General features: G+C 72.4%; 17 protein-coding genes. 6 read left to right on the top strand and 11 right to left on the bottom strand.

Annotation, left to right across the window (positions count from 1 at the left end; all coding sequences use genetic code 11):
• Nucleotides 1-2: 2 nt before the first annotated feature.
• The gene (locus ABD208_RS10905; RefSeq protein WP_344102558.1) at nt 3-929 is read right to left on the bottom strand and encodes an NAD(P)-dependent oxidoreductase; all 927 of its coding nucleotides are present in this window, start codon (nt 927-929) and stop codon (nt 3-5) included.
• An 88-nt stretch (nt 930-1,017) separates the two neighbouring features.
• Between ABD208_RS10905 and ABD208_RS10900 the strand changes: the two genes are divergently transcribed.
• Both ABD208_RS10900 and ABD208_RS10895 read left to right on the top strand, forming a co-directional pair.
• Nucleotides 1,018-1,392: a winged helix-turn-helix transcriptional regulator gene (locus ABD208_RS10900; RefSeq protein WP_344102556.1), complete on the top strand. Its 375-nt coding sequence runs from the start codon at nt 1,018-1,020 to the stop codon at nt 1,390-1,392.
• Between the two features lie 72 nt (nt 1,393-1,464).
• Nucleotides 1,465-2,043, top strand: a complete 579-nt coding sequence (locus ABD208_RS10895; protein WP_344102554.1) for a DinB family protein — start codon at nt 1,465-1,467, stop codon at nt 2,041-2,043.
• A gap of 46 nt (nt 2,044-2,089) precedes the next feature.
• On the opposite strand, the gene ABD208_RS10890 is transcribed toward ABD208_RS10895, so the two are convergent.
• Nucleotides 2,090-2,842 (bottom strand): sulfite exporter TauE/SafE family protein, encoded by a 753-nt coding sequence (locus ABD208_RS10890; protein ID WP_344102552.1) that lies wholly within the window; start codon nt 2,840-2,842, stop codon nt 2,090-2,092.
• Nucleotides 2,843-3,250: 408 nt separating this feature from the next.
• Between ABD208_RS10890 and ABD208_RS10885 the strand changes: the two genes are divergently transcribed.
• On the top strand, nt 3,251-6,019 hold the full coding sequence (locus ABD208_RS10885; RefSeq protein WP_344102548.1) for an AAA family ATPase: 2,769 nt from the start codon (nt 3,251-3,253) through the stop codon (nt 6,017-6,019).
• A 7-nt stretch (nt 6,020-6,026) separates the two neighbouring features.
• Nucleotides 6,027-6,413 (top strand): 6-pyruvoyl trahydropterin synthase family protein, encoded by a 387-nt coding sequence (locus ABD208_RS10880; protein ID WP_344102545.1) that lies wholly within the window; start codon nt 6,027-6,029, stop codon nt 6,411-6,413.
• Nucleotides 6,414-6,516: 103 nt separating this feature from the next.
• Here ABD208_RS10880 and ABD208_RS10875 read toward each other — a convergent pair whose 3' ends face one another.
• From ABD208_RS10875 to ABD208_RS10845, 7 genes are all read right to left on the bottom strand, one after another.
• The gene (locus ABD208_RS10875; protein ID WP_344102542.1) at nt 6,517-7,107 is read right to left on the bottom strand and encodes a GNAT family N-acetyltransferase; all 591 of its coding nucleotides are present in this window, start codon (nt 7,105-7,107) and stop codon (nt 6,517-6,519) included.
• A 98-nt stretch (nt 7,108-7,205) separates the two neighbouring features.
• Nucleotides 7,206-8,771, bottom strand: a complete 1,566-nt coding sequence (locus ABD208_RS10870; protein ID WP_344102540.1) for a hypothetical protein — start codon at nt 8,769-8,771, stop codon at nt 7,206-7,208.
• A 129-nt stretch (nt 8,772-8,900) separates the two neighbouring features.
• On the bottom strand, nt 8,901-10,643 hold the full coding sequence (locus tag ABD208_RS10865) for a lysyl oxidase family protein (RefSeq protein WP_344102538.1): 1,743 nt from the start codon (nt 10,641-10,643) through the stop codon (nt 8,901-8,903).
• Between the two features lie 143 nt (nt 10,644-10,786).
• Nucleotides 10,787-12,472, bottom strand: a complete 1,686-nt coding sequence (locus ABD208_RS10860; RefSeq protein WP_344102536.1) for a hypothetical protein — start codon at nt 12,470-12,472, stop codon at nt 10,787-10,789.
• Nucleotides 12,473-12,582: 110 nt separating this feature from the next.
• Nucleotides 12,583-14,061, bottom strand: coding sequence for a hypothetical protein (locus tag ABD208_RS10855; RefSeq protein ID WP_344102533.1), 1,479 nt, complete (start codon nt 14,059-14,061; stop codon nt 12,583-12,585).
• Between the two features lie 64 nt (nt 14,062-14,125).
• On the bottom strand, nt 14,126-15,292 hold the full coding sequence (gene hutI, locus ABD208_RS10850) for an imidazolonepropionase (RefSeq protein WP_344102531.1): 1,167 nt from the start codon (nt 15,290-15,292) through the stop codon (nt 14,126-14,128).
• Between the two features lie 108 nt (nt 15,293-15,400).
• On the bottom strand, nt 15,401-15,895 hold the full coding sequence (locus ABD208_RS10845; protein ID WP_344102529.1) for a nitroreductase/quinone reductase family protein: 495 nt from the start codon (nt 15,893-15,895) through the stop codon (nt 15,401-15,403).
• Nucleotides 15,896-16,034: 139 nt separating this feature from the next.
• On the opposite strand from ABD208_RS10845, the gene ABD208_RS10840 reads away from it, so the two are divergent.
• Both ABD208_RS10840 and ABD208_RS10835 read left to right on the top strand, forming a co-directional pair.
• Entirely contained in the window at nt 16,035-16,157 is a 123-nt protein-coding gene (locus ABD208_RS10840) for a hypothetical protein (RefSeq protein WP_344102527.1), read from the top strand.
• Between the two features lie 69 nt (nt 16,158-16,226).
• On the top strand, nt 16,227-17,108 hold the full coding sequence (locus ABD208_RS10835; protein ID WP_344102525.1) for an LLM class flavin-dependent oxidoreductase: 882 nt from the start codon (nt 16,227-16,229) through the stop codon (nt 17,106-17,108).
• Nucleotides 17,109-17,181: 73 nt separating this feature from the next.
• Here ABD208_RS10835 and ABD208_RS10830 read toward each other — a convergent pair whose 3' ends face one another.
• Nucleotides 17,182-17,640 (bottom strand): hypothetical protein, encoded by a 459-nt coding sequence (locus ABD208_RS10830; protein ID WP_344102523.1) that lies wholly within the window; start codon nt 17,638-17,640, stop codon nt 17,182-17,184.
• The gene (locus ABD208_RS10825; RefSeq protein ID WP_344102521.1) at nt 17,633-18,721 is read right to left on the bottom strand and encodes a DNA/RNA non-specific endonuclease; all 1,089 of its coding nucleotides are present in this window, start codon (nt 18,719-18,721) and stop codon (nt 17,633-17,635) included. Before ABD208_RS10825 ends, ABD208_RS10830 begins: the two co-directional genes overlap by 8 nt.
• Nucleotides 18,722-18,860: the final 139 nt, after the last annotated feature.

Raw genomic sequence — 18,860 nt, 5'->3', positions numbered from 1 at the left:
GCCTACCGGGAGGCGTTCTTCCGCGGCGCGCGGATGCCGTCGATGATCCGGGTCCAGCCCTCCGCGCCGCGGCCCTCCACGAGCTGCCGGTGGTAGTGCTCCTGCACGGCTCGCGGCAGGGCGGTGTCGATGCCCACCGCCTCGCTGGCCGCGTGGACGTGGTCGGCGGTCGCGCCCATCATGGTGAGGTTGCTGCCCCGGTCGGAGTGGTCGCCGGCGTCGATCCGCGCGCCGAGCGCGTCCATGCCGTCGGCCGCGATCATGTCCGGGATCGCGCGGAACAGCTCGACCACCTCCGGGAGGAACTCCTCCGCGGTGATGCCCGCCGAGCCGACCAGCGCCGTCGCGTGCGCGAATCCCGACAGCGCCGTGAGGAACACGTCGAGATGTGCCTGGTACATGAGCTGGGAGCGGCCCGGGTCCTCGCCGAGGAACCTGACCTGGCCGAGGCGGCCCAGGGTCGCCTGGTGCGCCTCGAACGCCTCCTCGTCGCCGCTGACGTACAGGTACGAGCGATCCGTGCCGACCATCGGCGCGGGCACCATCATGCCGCCGGTGAGGAAGGCTGCGCCGTGGGCCCGCGCCCAGGTCGCGGCGTCCCGCGTCGCCGACGGCGTGTCGGAGCTGAGGTTGACGAGAGTGCGCCCCGGCAGTGACGCTGCCGCGCCGTCCAGGATGTCGTGCATCGCCTGATAGTCGGTCAGGCTGAGGATGACGAGGTCGCCTGCCTCGACAGCCTCCGCGGGAGAGGCGGCTGGCCGTGCCCCCGCCGAGACCACCTGCTCGGCGCGAGCCGCGGTGCGGTTCCACACGGTGACGGGATGGCCGGCGCCGAGCAGCGTGCGGACCATCGCCTGCCCCATGGGGCCGAGGCCGATCACGGTGACGGGCGGGGTGCTGGGGCCGGGGGTTGCGGACGTGGATGTCATACGGCCATGCTGAGCAAGAATCAGCTCATCGGGAAGTACCCACTCTTTACTGGGGTACTTACCTCTTAGTGGGGTAGAGGGGTCGGCAGTGGCGAAGGCATCGCGGTCCGGGCCGTACATCTGCGGGATCGACGCCGCGCTCGACGTCGTCAGCGGCAAGTGGAAGGGCCTTGTCCTCTGGGAACTGCACACCCACGGGGTGCTCCGGTTCGCCCAGCTCCGCCGGGCCCTCCCGGGGGTGAGCGAGAAGATGCTCACCCAGCACCTGCGCGAGATGGAGGCGGACGGCCTCGTCCACCGGGAGGTCTACGCGGAGGTCCCGCCGCGGGTCGAGTACTCCCTCACCGAGGCGGGCGCCTCCCTCAACAAGGCCCTCGCCCCCCTGGGCGCCTGGGGCCGCGAACGCCTCCGCCGGGAGGACCTCGAGGTCACCCCCGTGCCCGCGGGCCGTGCCGTTCCGTGACCCGCGGTGTCCCGTCGCGGCGCGGCTCCGCATGGGCTTGCCCCGGCCGCGTCGGGGCGGTTGGCTGGCCCCATGACGACGACGCCGGATCGCTGGACGCGGAGTGACAATCCCTACGACTGGATGGCGAGGGAGCAGGACCCGCGGCAGTCGCTCGCCAACCCGGTCGGGGAGAAGGCGACCCTCGTCAACTACCTCCGGCACTACCGCCTGACGCTGGAGCTGAAGTGCGAGGGCCTCGACGCCGAGCAGCTGGCGCGACGCTCGGTGCCGCCGTCGACGATGTCGCTGCTCGGGCTCGTCCGCCACATGGCGCAGGTGGAGAACCACTGGTTCGAGCGCGTGCTCAAGCAGCAGCCGGCCGTCGAGCAGATCTACGACACCCCCGAGGACAACGACGGCGACTTCAACGGTGCCGTCGCGGACCCCGCCGTCGTCGCCGAGGCCTGGGCGACCTGGCGTGACCGCGTCGCGTCGTCGGACGCCTGGCTCGACGCCCTCCCCGAGGAGGATCTCGGCGCGACGGTCACGCACCGCGGTGAGCAGTCCCCGATCCGGGACATCCTGGTCCACATGATCGAGGAGTACGCCCGCCACCTGGGCCACGCGGACCTGCTCCGGGAGGCCGTCGACGGCCGCGTGGGTCAGTGAGGCCGCCGGCGCGCACCGCGGCCCGGCGTCGTCCGGGCGTGGCCGGTCAGACCAGCCCGACGACGCCCCGCACCAGCGTCGCGGTGCCGCCCGCGTAGGCGAGCACGATCAGGACGCGCCGGGTCGCCTCGCGCGAGATCCGGGGCGCGAGCAGTTCGCCGAGGCCGAGGCTCGCGAGCACCGCGACCGCGATGATCACCCACTGCCACCAGGCCAGCGTCGGCAGCGTGGCCCTGCCGACGGTCATCTTGGCGGTCGCGGCGGCGAGCGCGTTGGTCATGAAGAACGGCTGCGCGGTCGCGGCGAACGTGCGCGGGTCCCAGCGGTCGAGAACCGTGTAGACGGCGACGGGGGGCCCGCCGACGCCGGCCGCGACACTGCCGAACCCGCTGGCCACGCCGGTGATCACCAGCGGCAGCGGCGCACGCCCGAAGCCCTCGCCCGAGGCCCGCAGCCGGCCGGCGACCAGCGCGAGCGTCATCGCCCCGACGATGATCAGCCCGACCATCACGTCCAGCGCCGAACTGCTCACACCCCGCAGCAGCAGCGCGGCCGGAACGGAGGTGGCGACGGACGCCGCGGCGAGGATCGCGTACCGGTACCAGTCCACGCTGCGCAGCAGCCGCCCGACCAGGATCAGCGCCATGATCGCGCCCACCACGTTCACGAGCAGAACGCCCTGCACCGGCCCGATCATCAGCACCACGAACGGCCCGGCGACCAGCCCGAACCCCATCCCCGTCACCCGCTGCAACGCCCCGCCGACCAGAATCGCGAGAACCAGCAGACCGAGGAGCATGCCCTCACCCTATGGGGCCACGCGACCACCGGCGCCGGCGCCTCGATCTGGTCCAGCGCGCCGACGGCGAAGAACGCTCGAGCTGTCCTGCGGCTCTGGTCAGTTCTCGACGAGGTTCCTGTTCACGACAGGCTCTGGCTACCGTAGACCCACATCAGCCCCCGTCGATGCGGGGGCTGAAGCAAGGGCGCTCAGGATCTCTCCGTCTTGCGCAAGGCCACCGCACGTCCACGACTGCAGGGATGTCCACAGATGGTTTCGGTGTCACGCATCGCCCTCCTCGCAAAACGCCCTGACAATCATCCGTCTTCGGCTGAGCTCGGCTAGGGTCGCTCGGGAGAGGCAGACGTCGGAAACCAACTGTCACCTGGGGGAACCGTGGACCGGACCGGACTTGTCGACGATTCCGTGAGCGACGGACCGGAGCTGTTCGTCGATCGGGTCGACCTGATGGAGGAGCTCCGGGCGCTTGCGGCGGACACCGTCGCCGGCCGGGGCCGCGTGCTGATCGTTGACGGAGTCTCGGGCATGGGAAAGACCACTCTGGTCCGTGAGTTCCTGCGCCGGGAGCAGGAATGCCGCGTGATCCTCGTGACCTGCAGCTCGCTGATCGGCCCCGGGATCCCCGGCGGCGTGTTCCGTCGCATCGCGGAGAAGCTCCTTCCGCCCCAGCGGGAACCCTCGGCGTTCGGCAAGGTGCGAGGTCTGCTGACCCGCGCCGCCGACCAGGCTGCTCCCGACGTGATGTCGATGTTCATCCCCGCGGGTGGTGCCATGTACTCGGCGGGGAAAGCGATCGTCCAGGCCTCGATCGGTCCCGGTGTCACGCCCGCCGACAGTCTCCGCCCCTTCGCTCTCGGTCAGGCCCGGTACCTCGCCGAGGGCCTGGTCAAGGCCGCCCGCGACGGCAAGCCGGTCGTCCTCATCGTCGACGACATCCAGGAATGCGACCTCACCAGCCTTGAGGTGCTTGACGAGCTCATGCGGCACATCGTCGGCGAGCGGTTCGGCGTCGTCGTCACGCACGCCGTCGACGGCGGATCCACCGCGACCGCGTCGGCCGCGGTGGCGTCCGTCCTGCGGATGTGGGCCGACGGCAGGCCTCATGTCCGGCGCCGTGACCTGGCGGGCCTGCCCGCAGAGGCCGTCGACGAACTGGTCCGCCACAGCCGTGCGGACGCCCCGGCCGACCTTTCCCGGGCCCTCTACCAGCACACTCAGGGCGACCCTGCGTTCGTCACCATGTTTCTCGAGGCGTGGGAGCCGGTCCACGGCGCCGAGTTCCGGCTCCCCGAGGGTGGTACTCGCGCCCTCGCCGCGGAACGCCTCGCTCGGTTCGAGGGGCAGGGCCGCGAGCAGGACCTGGAGATCCTTGCCGCCGCGGCCATCCAGGGCCAGGTCTTCCTGTCCGCGCACGTCGCGCAGGCGGCAGGCGTCTCGCACGACGTCGTCCTCGCCCGCCTGGCCGCGATCTCACGCCAGGGCAACCTCATCGAACCGGCACCCGAGGCCGAGTTCCCCGCCTGGATGGACGGCGACGACGCCGAGGCCTCCGACGTGTACAGGTTCGAACACCGCGCTCTGTGGCAGCTCGTCGCCACCAAGCAGACCGATACCCAGCGCAAGCGGCGCCACGCCCAGATCGCACAGGCTCTCACCTGGGGCCCGGTCCGTGACCTTCCGCTCGCGCGCCGCGTCGAGATCGCGCGACACCTGCGCGCCGGGGGCAGGGAATGCCTGGTCGAGGCCGCCCAGGCGCACTACGACCTTGCGTACGACGCCGCGGTCGGCCGCCGGGTCGGCGAGAAGGTCGTCGGCGGCCTGTCGTTCGCGGAGGCGGAGGATCACGCCTCGACAGCGATCGACACAGCCCGATCCCTCACGAACCGCCAGGAGCCGCAGGACCTGAGGGACGCTCGCCTGATCAAGGCCATCGAGCTCCTGCTCTCCCTGACCGAGGTGCGCTGGCGCGGCATGCACCAGCCGGCGGGCGGTGCCGACGTCGACCGTCTCGCGGAGGAGGCAGAACAAGCGGCCGAGCGACTTGCCGATCCGGGCCTGCTGATCCGCACCACCCTGCAGCGCGGTAAGACCCTGCTCGCGACGCAGGGCGTCGCACCGTCCCTGGCCAAGCTCGGCAAGGCGGTCGACATGGCGGAGGCACACGGTGACGTCGTCGTCGAGTACATCGCCCGTGTCGAGCACGGACGGCAGCTGCCGAAGCAGAACCTGGCCGCGGGCCTTGCCGAACTCCGCCGTGCAGAGCGGCTGTACGAGACGATCACGCGGGAGGCCGGTCCCGGCGACCCGATCCTCGAGCATGCCCGCAACCTGGGTGAGATGCAGCTCGGCATCAACCTCTACGACAGCGGTGAACTCGGCGAGTCGCTGGAGCGTGTGAGGAGCTGCGTCGACCGGCTGCGTGGCGAGCGCTTCAGCGCGGAACTCCCGATCGCACTGAACTACCTCGCGCAGATCTACCTGGGTCTCGGTCTGCACGACGACGCCGAGCGGGCGTTACGCGAGGCGCTGCTTCTCGAGGAGGACCGGGGCGGGGACAGCGGCTGGCACGCGTGTAACCAGGCGTTGCTGGCGCGGCTCCTGATGGAGCGTGGGTCCGGTGACGGGGAGGATGCCTTGGCCCTGGCCGCGGAAGCGTGGGGTGAGACGCAACGGACATGGCTGGTCAACCTGGTGCCGATCGTGCGGAACCTGTACGCCGAGACGCTTCTGCTGGGATCCGACCGGATGACCCCGGCATCCGCGCGGCTGGAGCAGGCCGAGCGGCTGGCCGCCCAGACCTGTGAGGAAACCGGCAGGAGCGGCATGGTGCGCAGCCGGATCGCCGGCTTCTCCCTGCGCAGCCGGGTACAGACGCGGCTAGGGAACGTGGGGGCGGCGGTCGAGCACGCCCGGACCGCGGTCCGGATCCTCGACGAGGTGGGGGACATGCCGGCGCTGCGGTCGGAGGAGGTCTACTTTCATGCGGCCGTGGTGCTGAACGCTGCAGGGTTTGCCGACGACGCCGCCGACCTGCTCCAGCGTGCGCGCATCGAGGTGCGCCGTAAGGCTGCGACGCTCCCTGACGCGGCCCTGCGCGAGCGGTTCCGGACCGGCGTCCCGCTGAACGCTGCCATTGCGGGTGGCCTGGAGCCGGCCCCTGGAGTGGGACACTGAATCCGCCATGCTGAGGATCACCAAGGAATTCCACTTCTCGGCCAGCCACGTCATCGAGGGCCTGCCGACCTGGCATCCGTGTGCGCGTATGCATGGGCACAACTACGTCGTCGCGCTGGAGCTGTCGGCCCGCAAGGAGGATCTGAAGGGGCCGGGCTTCGTCCGTGACTACCGTGAGCTGGACGCGTTCAAGCGCTGGATCGACGACACCCTCGACCACCGTCACCTCAATGAGGCGATGAACGAGGCCATGGGGGGGGGGTCTGCTCCCACGGCCGAGAACTTGTGCACATGGATCTTCGACCTGTGGAAAACGCGTCTGCCCGAGTTGACGGCCGTCCGGGTCGACGAGACGCCCAAGACGTCCGCGGTCTACCGCCCGGGGGAACGCTGAATGCGGAAGACGCAGCCCGCCGCCTCAGTAGCAAGGGGGAATGCTGAGGCAGCGGGCTACCCTCTCACCGTAGCGCCAGAGCCACCGCCGACGTAAATCGCAGTCAGCATTGGTCATTCGCGGACCATTCCTCGGCGAGCAAGCCGTAGGACACGCCGTCCAGCCAGCCGAGGTCCCGGTGCAGGGAATCCTTGCGGGTGTACAGCTCGCGCCGCATGCCGACGCGTTCCATGAGCCGCCACGAGCGCTCGTTGTCGGCGAACGCCTGGGCGATGACGCGGCGCAGGCCCAGGTCCTCGAAGCAGATCCGGATCAGCTCGCGCACGGCCTCGGTCGCGATCCCCTGGCCGGACCGGGCCGGGTCCAGGCTCCAGCCGAGCTCGGCCATGGTGCCACGGGCCCGCTCGGCGACCTCGCGCTGTGCCCACGAGTCCTGCACGGTCAGCATGAGATCGCCGACGACGACGCCGTCCTGCTCGATCACCAGCGTGCGCGCGAGCCGGCCGGGGTCGCTCATGTAGGACTCCCAGTGGTCCACGTCGACGGGGTCCAGAGGGGTCCACCTCGTCGTCTCCGCGAGGTGCCGGTACCGCCACATCTCGCGGAGATCCCCGGCGGCACAGCGGCGAATCGTCAGGCGCTCGGTACGAAACGGCCAGTCAAGGGAGTCCAGCGGATCCCGGTCGGTCCTCATGCCCCCAGCCTCACGGACCCGGACCGAATTGTCACGACGCCGTGGCGCCGCACCGCCGCCGTGCCGTCCCCCGAGATGCCCACCGCCCGGGATCCCCGTCACTCGAAGTCGTAGCCGAGCAGACCGTCCGCCGTGGCGTAGACATACCGCCCGCTCCCGGCGTCGATGGCGCCCGCCTGGACCGCACCCCGGGTGAGCTGGTTCGTCGTCGGCTCGCCGTCGGCCGTGCAGGGGTAGGGGAACGGCGCGACCGTCGTCGTCGGGGATCCGCCCTCGAAGGGGACGGCGTAGCCGTACCGCAGGTCCTCGCCGCGGCCCTTGCAGAGGAAGGCGAAGCCCTCCGGGATCTCGTGCTGCGTGCCGTCCGCGAACGTGACCAGGCGCCATTCCTGCGCCGGGGTGCGGACCACGCGGCCGCCCGCGACGAGGACCTCGTGCTCGCCGGGCCCGAGGTCGTCGCCGCTCAGGAGCCGGTCGCCCTCGGCGAGGTCCACGTCCACGGTCCACTCCGCGACGCCCGTGCCCAGGTCGAAGCGCTCGATCGAGAGCTTCGTGACCGAGCGCGTCCAGCCGTCCGCCTTGCTGCGCTGCTCCGTGCCCAGCAGCCGGCACCACACCGGCTGCGCCGGCATCCACGGCTTGCCGGGCTCCAGCGTCTCGGCGGCCAGCGGCCGCGCGCCCAGCCCGCAGGCCGAGGACACGCCCTCCTGCGTCCACAGCACCTCGCCCGACTCGGCGTCGATCCCGGCCTCGACGTTCTTGCCGAGGTCGACGTCGAGCGTGCGCCCCTGGTCGTACGCCGCCCGATCGGCCGGCGTGCCCTGCGCGAGCCCGCCGTAGAAGAGCGCGTTCTCCTCGTCGTACCGCAGGCTGCTGCCGAACCGCGGCGAGAACCCCTCGCCGAACGCGTCGGCGACCGGGACCTCCCACAGCGGATCGGCGGTGTCCATCCGCCCGACGACGCCCGGGCCCTGCGCCTCCGGCCGCCAGTACAGCTCGCCCGGCGCGAGCTCGGACGCCCCCGGCGGGTACGACGCCGAGATCGGCCCGACCTCCCGGAGCTCCAGCCCCGACAGGTCCAGCCGCAGGTACTTCGAGGGCAGCTCGAGCCCGTTCTCGTCCCGCTCGTGCTCGATCGGCACGCACGCGTCGATCCCGTCCGGGCAGGTGCGCAGCGGCGCCGGGAGCTCCAGCGGCCTCGACTCCGCCACCTTCTCGCCGGAGACCGGATCCACCGCCACGAGCGGCAGCGTGAACCCGGAACCCTTGCCGAGATCCTGCCCGGCCCGCTGGAAGACGACGTACTGCTTCTCCTCGCGCGACGCCGTCACCAGCGGATGCACCTCGCCGGTCCCGAACCTGCCGGGGCTGTACGGGAAGCGCCACAGCTCGTCGCCGTACTTCGCGTCGATCCCGACGACGTCCATCTCGTCCTGCCGGGCCACGACGATCGCGACGACGACGCCGTCGACCGCCACCGGCTGCCCCACGGGCTTGCCCTCCAGGCGCCACACCGGCTCCACCGGCTCGCCCGTCAGGATCTCGGCGGGCGCCACCTGCTCCTCCTCGGGAGGCTCGCTGACGGTGACTTCCGGCACCAGGGACCAGGAACAACCGGCCATGAGCAGGGCGACGACCGGGACCAGCGCGAGTGCTCTCCTCATGCGGGTGAGGTTAGGGGAGCCGGCGTGCCGCTGTCACACCAGGTCCCCGGGACCGACGACAACGGACGACGACGGCGCGGGGTGAGCCGCACCGTCGTCGTCCGTGGAACTACCGGTCAGAGGTTGTCGTCAGTGGTCGTGCGACAGCGTGGTGGACGACGTCGTCGTCCCCACGGCCGCGCGGGCCGTGTCCGCCTCGAACGCCATCTCGGCGTACAGCTCGGTGTCGACCCCGTCGATCTTCGGGACCTTGACCGTGCGGGCGCCCGGCTTGCCGCCGAGGATCACCTTGCGGTGGCTCACGTTGTTGTCCGCGGTCACCTCGTGCAGGTTGCCGTTCGGGTTCACCGTGATGCGGATCTTGTAGGTGCCGTTGGGGACACCGGTGAGGTCGAACGCCTCGGTCTGGTACTGGGAGTACGTGTCGCCCCAGCCCACGGGCAGGGTCTCGCGCATCCAGGTGGCTTCCTTCCCGCCGCAGGCGCTGTCCAGGCCGATCGACTCGGGCCGCCACACGGCGCCCTCGGCGAGCATGTCGACCGCGTTGGTCGGCACCAGGCACCAGGACTGCTTGCCGCTGGAGGTGACGAGGTCACCGTTGGTCTTGACCAGGTCGTACTGGGCGAAGTCGAGGAAGTGCCAGTGGTTGTGGCCCGGCGCCGCGTGGAACTTCATGGTGCCGGTCTTCGCGCTGGCGACCTGCTCGCCCTCCTCGTAGAAGAACTGGTAGGCGTCCATGACGGCGCTGTTCGGCCGGCGGAAGCCCTCCACGACCAGCGGGGCCGGGCCGGCGTTCCACTCGTGCGCGTTGAAGGTCAGGCGGTCCTTGCCGCCCTGGCGCTCCGCGCCGACGGACCAGGCGGGCTCGGCGACGAGGTCAGGCAGCGTGTCGGCCTTCGGGGCCGCGACCTTCGGGGCGGCGCCGTTGGTGCCGGGTTCCCTGCTGGCCTTCGCGTCGGCCTCGGCCTCGAGCTCGTCCACCAGGAACAGGTTCGGGGTGCGCTCCGCGACGCCCGGGTCCTGGATGCCGCCCATGGCGGCGGTCTCCGGGGAGACGTCCTGCATCAGCTCGGCGACGTCGGCACCCACGGTGCTGAAGCCCTCCCGGGGCTCGCCGGCCATGCCTTCGCAGCCCCACTCGTAGGACGTGCACGCGTTGCGCACGGTGACCTTCTGCTTGAGCACCCGCTGGTCCTCGGGAATCCCGAGGAACTGGGCGACCGGCTTGGTGATCGCCGTCGTCATGGTGAGCTTGTGGCCGATCTTCACGCCGTTGAGGTCGACGAACGCGTCGAGGTTCGCGGCCCAGCCCTGGTCGATGCCGAACACCACCGACCGCGTGAACCAGTCACCGCCGCACCACGTGGGGTAGCTCGGCTCGCCCGGGCCGGTCGGCGCCACGCGCTGCGTGTCGTAACCGCCGGTGCAGAGCGTGCGCTTGTCGTCGAAGAGCACCTTGCCCTGCGAGTTGACGATCTTGACGCGCAGGCCGTCCTTGAGGCCGTTCATCCCGTCGACGAGCTCCTGCGGGACGGTGACCGTCTTGCCCCGCTGCTTGCCGTCGACGGTCGTCACGGTCATCACGGGCGTCGCGCCGTACGAGGTGCGCTGGGTGGCGAACTCGTAGCCGAGCTCGGGCGCCGCGAGATAGCGCGCCGAGTCGAGGAACGCGAAGTTCTCGCCGGGGTAGGCGTAGGCGTCGACGTTCTTGGGACCCATGATCTTCAGGTCGCTCTCCGGGGCTGCGGCGGGCGCCGCGGCATCCTCGGCCGCCGAGGCGCCGGTCAGCTGGGCCGCGGACAGCCCGAGCGCCATGACGCCGGCCAGGCCGACGGCTGTGAGCCGGCTCCTGGACGACATTCGCTTGTTCATGAACAACCTCCGGGGGGTTGGGTGATGACGCATTCGCCACTCACGACGAGACTGCGCCCCGAAAGGTTGTGGGCCTGGGGAAATACCTGTGAACTGCACAGCTTCTTCTCAACTGCGCGCGTCCCTTCACGCAGCTGCGCAGGTCATCCCGGTGCGTCCGCGCGTTCGACGTCGAAGGTGCCGTCGTCCTTGAAGATCACCCAGGCGCGGTCGCCCTGACGCAGCCCCAGGTCCGCGACGAACCGCTCGATCGGTGCGAGGCGCAGCCGGTCCCACGACGCCAGCACCCGCTGCGGCCCCAGCCGCGACGGCAGCTCGACCGTCCCGTCCTCCGCCACCGGCGGCAGGATCGTGTGCACGGCGTTCGGCACGGCGAGCCCGCGCTGCCGCTTCGCCGGATTCCAGACGACGACCTGGTACGCCCAGCCGTCGGCGCGCCGCACCATCCGGCGCGAGGCGCCGAGCGACATGCCCTGCGGCTGCCGGGCGCCGCGGTACGTCCCGCCGGTGAACCGGACGACGCCGTCGGCCAGCTCGAACGGCGGGCGCTTCGCGTAGTGCCGCACGGTCGCGGGCGCGACGTCGTACTCGGCCTGGATGCGGGCCGCGAGGCGGGCGAGCGGCAGCTCGCCGTCGCCGGACTCGAGGAGGATGCGGCGCATCACGTCGCGCGTGCCGGTGTAGAGGCGCTCCGGCTTCCAGGCCGCCAGCGCCCAGCGCCGCCGGTCGACGCGGACGAACAGGTCCGAGTTCGTCAGGGTGCTGTTCACGGCGCTCGTGCGCAGCGGGGTGCCGGTCTCGGTGAGCAACCGGTAGATCTCGCCCGGTTCGAGGGGTTCCGCCGCTCGGGCGAGGACCGCGGCGACGAGTTCGTGGCGGGTGACGGGCCGGGGCGGCGCCGGCGGCGGGACGGTGTTCCGGACGACGTCGTCCTCGACGACGAAGGCGCCGGTGAGGTCCGCGACCAGGGTCCAGGCGGGCCGGCCGTCGAAGGCGGGCACGAGGTCGGTGAGGCCGGGGATCGCGGCGAGGAGGTCGCCGAGGGGGAGCGTGGCGCCCGGCTCGGGGATGACGGCGTCGAGGGCCTGCCGCAGCACGGGGCTGACGACCGCGTCGCGCACGAGGCGGGCGGTGCGGGCGTCGCTCGTGGCGACCCGGGTGTCGGGGTAGCCGTAGCGGGCGGCGATCTCGCCGAACGTGGGCGTCTCGGCGGGCAGGCGGCGCGCGAGGAAGACGTCGCGCGAGTACTCGTCGAGCGCCCGGATCACGGAGTCGAGCCGTGCGGCCAGCGGCTTCTCGAGGTGCCCGACGGCGGCGCGGGCGCGGGGCACGTCCGCGTCGTCGGGCGAGGCGGCCGACGACGACGACGGTACGGCGGACGACGGCGCGGCGGACGACGGCGCGGCGGAGGTCAGCGGCAGCGTCCGTGACGTGCGGATGAACGCGCCGATGGTCTTGCGCGCGATGCTCGGCCCCATGCGCGGGATGAAGGCGAGCTCGCCGACGGTGCGGTCGGCCAGGTCGCCGAAGCGCTCGATGCCGTGCGGGGCCAGGAGGGCGACGCGCTTGGGCGGGACGTGGCAGTCGAGGAGCGGGGTCGCCCGGTCGATCCGCGGGAACAGGGTGCCGACGGGCACGGCGCGCAGGTCGTCGACGACGACGTCGACCAGCTCCGAGATCGGCGGGACGTCGAGCTGCGGCAGCTGGGCGGGGATCGGCTCGTCCCAGCGCGTGGGACCGTCCGGGTCGCCCGCGGGGCCCAGGAGGCGGAGCCAGGGAAAGTGGGCGCACCACGTGGGTGCCGAGACGGACGTGTGCGCGGCGGACATCCCGAAAAACCTAGTGTGACCTGGGCTGATCCGGCAATCCCCTTGGAGGGATGCGACAACTTCGAGGCCCCAGCCTGTGGGGTCCGGTCAGGGGGCTTCCGGCACGCCCGTCACGAGGCGAGGATCCGGGAGATCTGGTACTCCCACATCAGGGTCTCCGGCTCGTCGTCGGCCGGGACGCCGTTGTGGACGGCGCTGATCAGCTCGTCGAGCGGCGTCGGGACCTCGTCCTGGACGGTCTGCTCCAGCGCGCGCCGCACCTCCAGCGGGGGGAGGTCGAGCTCGGCGGCCCGCACCAGCGAGTCCTCCGAGAACACCCACACGGGCGTCTCCTCACCGGGGCGGCGTTCGGCGGCCAGGTCGAGCACCCTGACGAGTTCGGCGGGCAGCTCCGCGATCGCGGTCGCCGTGAGGTCGTCGCCCAGGAGCAGCGGCGCGGAGTCCCCGCCGAGCATGCTGGAGACCGCCACCCCCGCCAGTCCCCGGTCCCGGACCATGGCGCGGCCGTAGGTCGTCAGCGCGCCGTCGCGCATCATGCCGACGGCGGTCGCGATCTCGAGGTACCGCGCGGCCGCCGTCGGGCCGTGCCCGACGTCGCCCGGCCGGCGCGGCCCTTCCGGATGGTGCGCGCCGTCGCCGTCGGCGTCCTCCCAGTACGCGTCGAACGGGTGGGCCCACTCCAGGTAGCGCTGCAGCGCGCCCGCCGACCGGATCCGCAGGCCGTCCGGGACGTCGTCGACGATCGCGTTCAGCGGGAGCTCCGGCACGTCGAACCCGCGGAACCACTGGCTCCCGAGATGCTTCGCGAACGACGCCCGCGACACCCGCAGCCACAGCCCGGCCGGGTTGGCCTTGAGCAGGCACCCGATCGGCGTCTCCTCCGAGACGATCTCGCCGTACAGCTGGAGCACGCCGGTGACGAGCTCGCCCATCCTCGGGTCGACGCCGGCCTCGCGGCACAGCTCGTCCTGTTCCCGTAGGTCCGGCGAGGTGTCGCGGGTCGGGAAGGGCCGCAGGTCGAGCCGCCGGCAGACGGACAGGGCCGCGTCGGTCACGGCGGCCAGGGCGAGCGCGGCGGCGTCGTCGTCCACGGGAGAACCGGCGGGCTCCGTGAACTCCGGCGGTTCGACGTCGAACCGGCTCGTGTCGACCCGGGCGAACATCGCGATGTCGAGCCCGGGGTTGACCGCGAGCAGCGCGTCGTCGGGATCGGACCGGGCCTGCGCGACGTCCAGCGGCCACGCGTACGCGTACCCGATGAGGTCGTTCAGCGACTCGACCACCTTGTCCTCGACCTGCTCGGCCGGCGCGTCGGTCAGCTCGGCGAGATGCTCGACGACGGCGGCGCGGGTGGCGTACGGGTTCAGCCGGAGCAGCGCGGCGAGCACCTGGACGTGCGGCGTCGAGAGCCGCCGGATGCCGAACTCCACGGTCGCGGGCTGGAGCGCGTCCAGCACGAGGTCCCCGTACGACTGGTGCATCTTGAGGTGCATCAGCGGGTTGTTCACGAGGAACTCCTCGAGTCCCTCGCGCCCGCGCGAGCGGAGGTAGCGTTCGAGCCCGGCCGCGACGAAGGAGTCGGTGGTCACGCCAGGGATCATCTCGCGCCCCGGGGGATCCGTGTCAACCACGCCCCCCGGGCGGGATCGCCGGTCAGGTCCAGGATCCGGCGAGCATCGCCGCCCTGATCAGCGGGACGCCCGGGCGGTACGTCAGGTGGAGGTGGCTGGGGGCGTCGAGGACCGCCAGGTCCGCCCGGGAACCGGGGCTGAGCCGGCCGACGTCGTCCCGGCGCAGCGCCGCCGCGCCACCGGCCGTGGCCGCCCACAGCGCCTCCGCCGGGGACATCCCCAGCTCGCGCACCGCGAGGGCCTGCGCGAACGGCATCGACGACGAGAACCCCGACCCCGGGTTGCAGTCGGTCGCGAGCGCCACGGTCACGCCGGCGGCCAGGAACCGCCGCGCGTCGGGGTACGGCTGCCGGGTCGAGAACTCGATCGTGGGCAGCAGGGTCGCCACGACGCCGGAGTCGGCGAGGTTGCGGACGTCGTCGTCGGACGCGAACGTGCAGTGATCGGCCGACGCCGCCCCCGTCTCGCAGGCGACCTCGATCCCGGGGCCGGGCCCGAGCTGGTTGGCGTGGATCCGCGGCGCGAGCCCGGCGGCGGTCCCGGCGCGCAGGACCGCCCGCGCGGCGTCGGCGCCGAACGCCCCGCGCTCGCAGAACACGTCGATCCACCGTGCGTGCGGGGCGCAGGCGGCGAGCATGGCGCCCGTCACGAGGTCGAGGTATCCGGCGGGGTCATGGCCCTGCGGCACGACGTGCGCGCCCAGGTAGGTCGTCTCGGGCGTGAACTCCCGGGCGATCCGCAGCGAGCGTTCCTCGTGCGCGGTGTCGAGCCCGTAGCCCGACTTGATCTCCACGGTCGTGGTGCCCTGGCGGCGCATCTCGGCGACGAGGCGGCGGGCGTTGGCGCGCAGGTCGTCGTCCGACGCCGCCCGGGTGGCCGACACCGTGGTGCGGATCCCCCCGGCCGAGTAGGGGCGCCCGGTCATCCGGGCCGCGAACTCGGCGGCGCGGTCGCCGGCGAAGACCAGGTGCGAGTGCGAGTCCACGAACCCCGGGATCACGGCCCGCCCGCCCAGGTCCTGGGCCTCGTCGGCGGCGGGCGCCGCGGCGGCCGGCCCGGTCCAGGCCACCCGCCCGTGCTCGACGACGACGGCGGCGTCCCGCAGGATCCCCAGCCCGCCCGGGCCCACCGCGCCCCGGGCCGGGTCGTTGGTCACCAGTTCCCCGATACCCCGCAGAAGAAGGCTCACGGCCCCAGTCTGACCGGGCCGGTCGGGTGCGCGCGATCCGCGGCGGCCGGCGGGCCGGTGCCGTGGCGGATCGCGCGCACGATCCCCGGTACGCGCCGCAGGGGCGGGTTACCCCGGGGTGAGGCGGAACACCGGGTAGTCGCCCGCGATCGCCTGGAGCTCGGCGTCGGACGAGCTCTTGTCGATGTCCTTCGGGAAGAACTGGCTCACCTCGAAACCCCACTCCGCGAGGGTCTTGCGGAGCACCGGCACCGTCTGCGGCGTGCCGGTGATCTCCTCGGCGGCGTACTCGTCGCGCTGCCTGCCCAGCACGAGGGCGCAGGCGCCCTCGGCCGCGCGCAGGTTGCGGACCCACTGGGTGACGCCGCGCTGCGCGACGACGTAGCGGACGCCGTCGAGCTCCACGAGGTTGACGACGGTCTGCCGCGGTTCGCCGGACTTGCGTCCGGCCACCTCGATCATCAGGCTGCCCCGGACGCTGATCCCCCGCCGGGAGAGCGCGACCGCGAACGGGTTGATGACCTTACGGGTGAGGAAACCGGCCGGATGGTGCAGCGTCCCGCCGGGGCGGTTCGCGGCTGGGGTGGCATCTGAGGAGGTCATGGCACCCGAGTCAACCAGCCCGGAGTTTCGCGGGGAAGAACAACGACGGAACTTCCGCGCGGTTGCACCAGCGAGAGCCTCCTGAGGCCCCGGTGTCAAGGTGTAGCATTCCGGCCGTCCGGCCAAAGGAGGCTCGTCGATGATCTCGCCTGACAATTTCGCAGTGATCGCCGTCGTGGTGATCGCGATCGTGCTGATCGGAGTGGCGATCGGCGTCACGGCCCTGGTCTCCGCCGTTTCGAGGAAGATCCGGAAGGACTGAACCGCGGGCCGTCCGTCGTCGCCGGATATCCCGGCGACGACGGAACCGCCGCTCAGTACGCTCGACGGCATGACGACCCTCGCCTGCGCGCTCCTGCCGTCCTTCTCACCGCAGCAGTACCTGACGCTCGCCCGGGCGGCCGACGACGCCGGCCTGGCGGAGATCGTCCTCTGGGAGGACTGCTTCAAGGAGTCCGCGCTCGCCGCGGCGGGCGCGATCCTCGGCCGCACGCAGCGGCTGCGGGTGCAGCTCGGCGTGCTGCCGGTGCCGCTGCGCAACGTGGCGCTGACGGCGATGGAGATCGCGACGCTGGAGGGAATGTTCCCCGGGCGGCTCGTCCCGGGCGTGGGACACGGCGTGCAGAGCTGGATGGCGCAGGTCGGGGCGAAGCCGGCGTCGCCGCTGACGCTGCTGCGCGAGTACCTCACCGCGCTGCGCGCGCTGCTCGCGGGCGAACGGCTGACGGTGTCGGGTCGCTACGTGTCGCTGGACGACGTCGCGCTCGACTGGCCGCCGGTGACGCCGCCGCCCGTGATCAGCGCCGCGGCCGGGCCGAAGACGCTGCGCCTGGTCGGGGAGCTGGCCGACGGCGTCGCCCTGGACGGCGGCAACGGGTACACCCGGCTGAAGGCGGCCCTGGAGACCGTCCGGGCGGCGTACGACGACGCCGGGCGCACCGACGCCTTCCTGACCTCGGTCACCGTGCCGACGGCGATCGGCCCCGGCGCCGAGGAGCGCGTGCGTGCGTGGCTCCCGACCTGGCCGCTCCCGGCGGACGAACCCGCCGACTACGCCGTCTGGGGCGACACCCCCGAGCAGATCGCCGAGGGCCTGCGGCGGTTCGCCGGCCTGGGTGCCGACACCCTGGTGGTGCAGCCCCTGGACGACGAGCCGGACCCGGAGCGCCTGATCCGGGTCCTCGGCACCGAGGTGGCCCCGCTGCTGCGCTGACCGGCCCGCGGTCGAGGGCTCCGATCCGCCGCGGCACCGGGGCCGCGGCGGGTCAGGGGCCGCTCGCCGGGTGCTACCCCGCGTTCAGCTGGTCCCGGAGCCAGGCGGGGATGTGGTCCGGGTCGCGGGGGTACCGGTGGAGCTCCTTGGAGTAGAGCGCCGGGGCGGGCGCGTCGGTCCAGGCCGGCCGGTCGTCGTAGTTGAAGCGGGCGTCGGCCTGGTCCTTGCCGCTCGTGCGGGACACCGTGAGCTCCATCGAGAGCCACGTCCCGGCGCCGGGCCAGTACATGACGTCGCGGAGCTCCTTGACCAGCCGCCCGACGGAGCGGTTCGGCAGCGCGGAGCGATCCTCGGTCGTGCCGCGGCCGGACGGGCGCAGCACGACCATCTGGGTCTCGCCGTAGGGCGCGAGCCTGCGGACGTGCAGCGTCGCCGACTCCCAGTCGCCGCCCAGCGACGCGCTCCGCGCGACCATCCGCCCGATCTCGTCGACGAGTTCTCCCTGCCGGATCATCGGCGGTACCTCAGTCATTGTCGAACTCCTTCCGCTCGGACTCGCCGTCGATGCTGTATTCGACGGCGATCGTGCTCGGTACGGGCCCGTCGTCGCCGTACCCGGGGTAGACGTGCAGCTCGACGTCGGACGGCGGGTCGCCCTCCAGCGCCTCCCGCAGGCGCATCTCCGTGGCGTAGAAGGTGTCGCCGGAGCCGCGGTTGATCTCCTCGAGCATCGGCACGAGGTTGATGTCCTCCGGCCCGCCGCCGAACTGGTTGCCGATCAGGTGGCCGCCGTCGTACCCGTCGCCGCCCTGGTCGCCGATGCGCTGCTGGATGCTCGAGGACCGGTCGGCCTCGCCGAACCCCAGGTCCGTGGCGTGGGCCTCGACCGTGCGCCCCTGGCCGTCGGTGCGGAACACGTGATCGTCGCCGACGACGTAGGTCGCGTCCGGCTGCGGCTCGATGAGGTCGTGGTTCAGGTCGCCGGTGCGGCCGTAGCCGGTCTCGACGTGCACCACGCGGCCGGAGCCGTCGGTGTAGAACGTGCCGCGATCGGTCACCTCGTAGGCGGTGTTCGGTTCGAGGCCGGTGCTCGCCCCGAACGCCGTCCGCTCGGGCGGCTCGTCGACCCGGACGGTCCGCTCGACGTCGGGCGGCGGATACTGCTCGGCGGCGGTGCCGGTGCCGGCCATGTCGGCGGTGTCGGCGGCCGCGCCGGCCCCGGCCCCCGGGTCCTGCCGGCCGGCGACGAACGCGACGGGGCGGAACCGGAGTTCCGCGGCTCCCTCGGCGGCGGGCGAGGTCTCGCGCGGGAAGCCGCCCGAGCCGCCGGTCCCGCTCAGGTCCTCCGACGTGGCCTGTTGCGCGTCGGCGTTCGCCCGGACCCTGGCGGCGACCTCGCCCAGCACGGCCGCGGTCGCGCGGAGGCGGGCGGCGTGCCCGCCCTCCCAGGCGGTGCGGAATCCCTCGGCGTCCGGTCCGTTCCAGGCGAACGGGTCCGGCATCGCCGCCTCGACGGTCGTCACCGTGCCGTCGAGCAGCTCACTTCCTCGGTCGATCTGGTCGGCAAGCGTGCGCAGCGCCGTGACGTCGGCGCCGTACATCCCTCCGCTCACAGCTGTCCCCCGGACGAGTTGTGGGTGCCACCGGTCGGCGGCATCGGCCGGAACGGCGGCCCGTTCCCGAGGAGGACTCAACCAGCCCGCACCACGCGCCCGACATGGGCAGACCTCCCCATCGGCGGCGTCGGCCGGG

This window comes from Myceligenerans crystallogenes, assembly GCF_039529775.1.
Lineage (GTDB): Bacteria > Actinomycetota > Actinomycetes > Actinomycetales > Cellulomonadaceae > Myceligenerans > Myceligenerans crystallogenes.
Note: the sequence above shows the minus strand (reverse complement) of the source record. Positions and strands in the feature narration are given on the sequence as shown.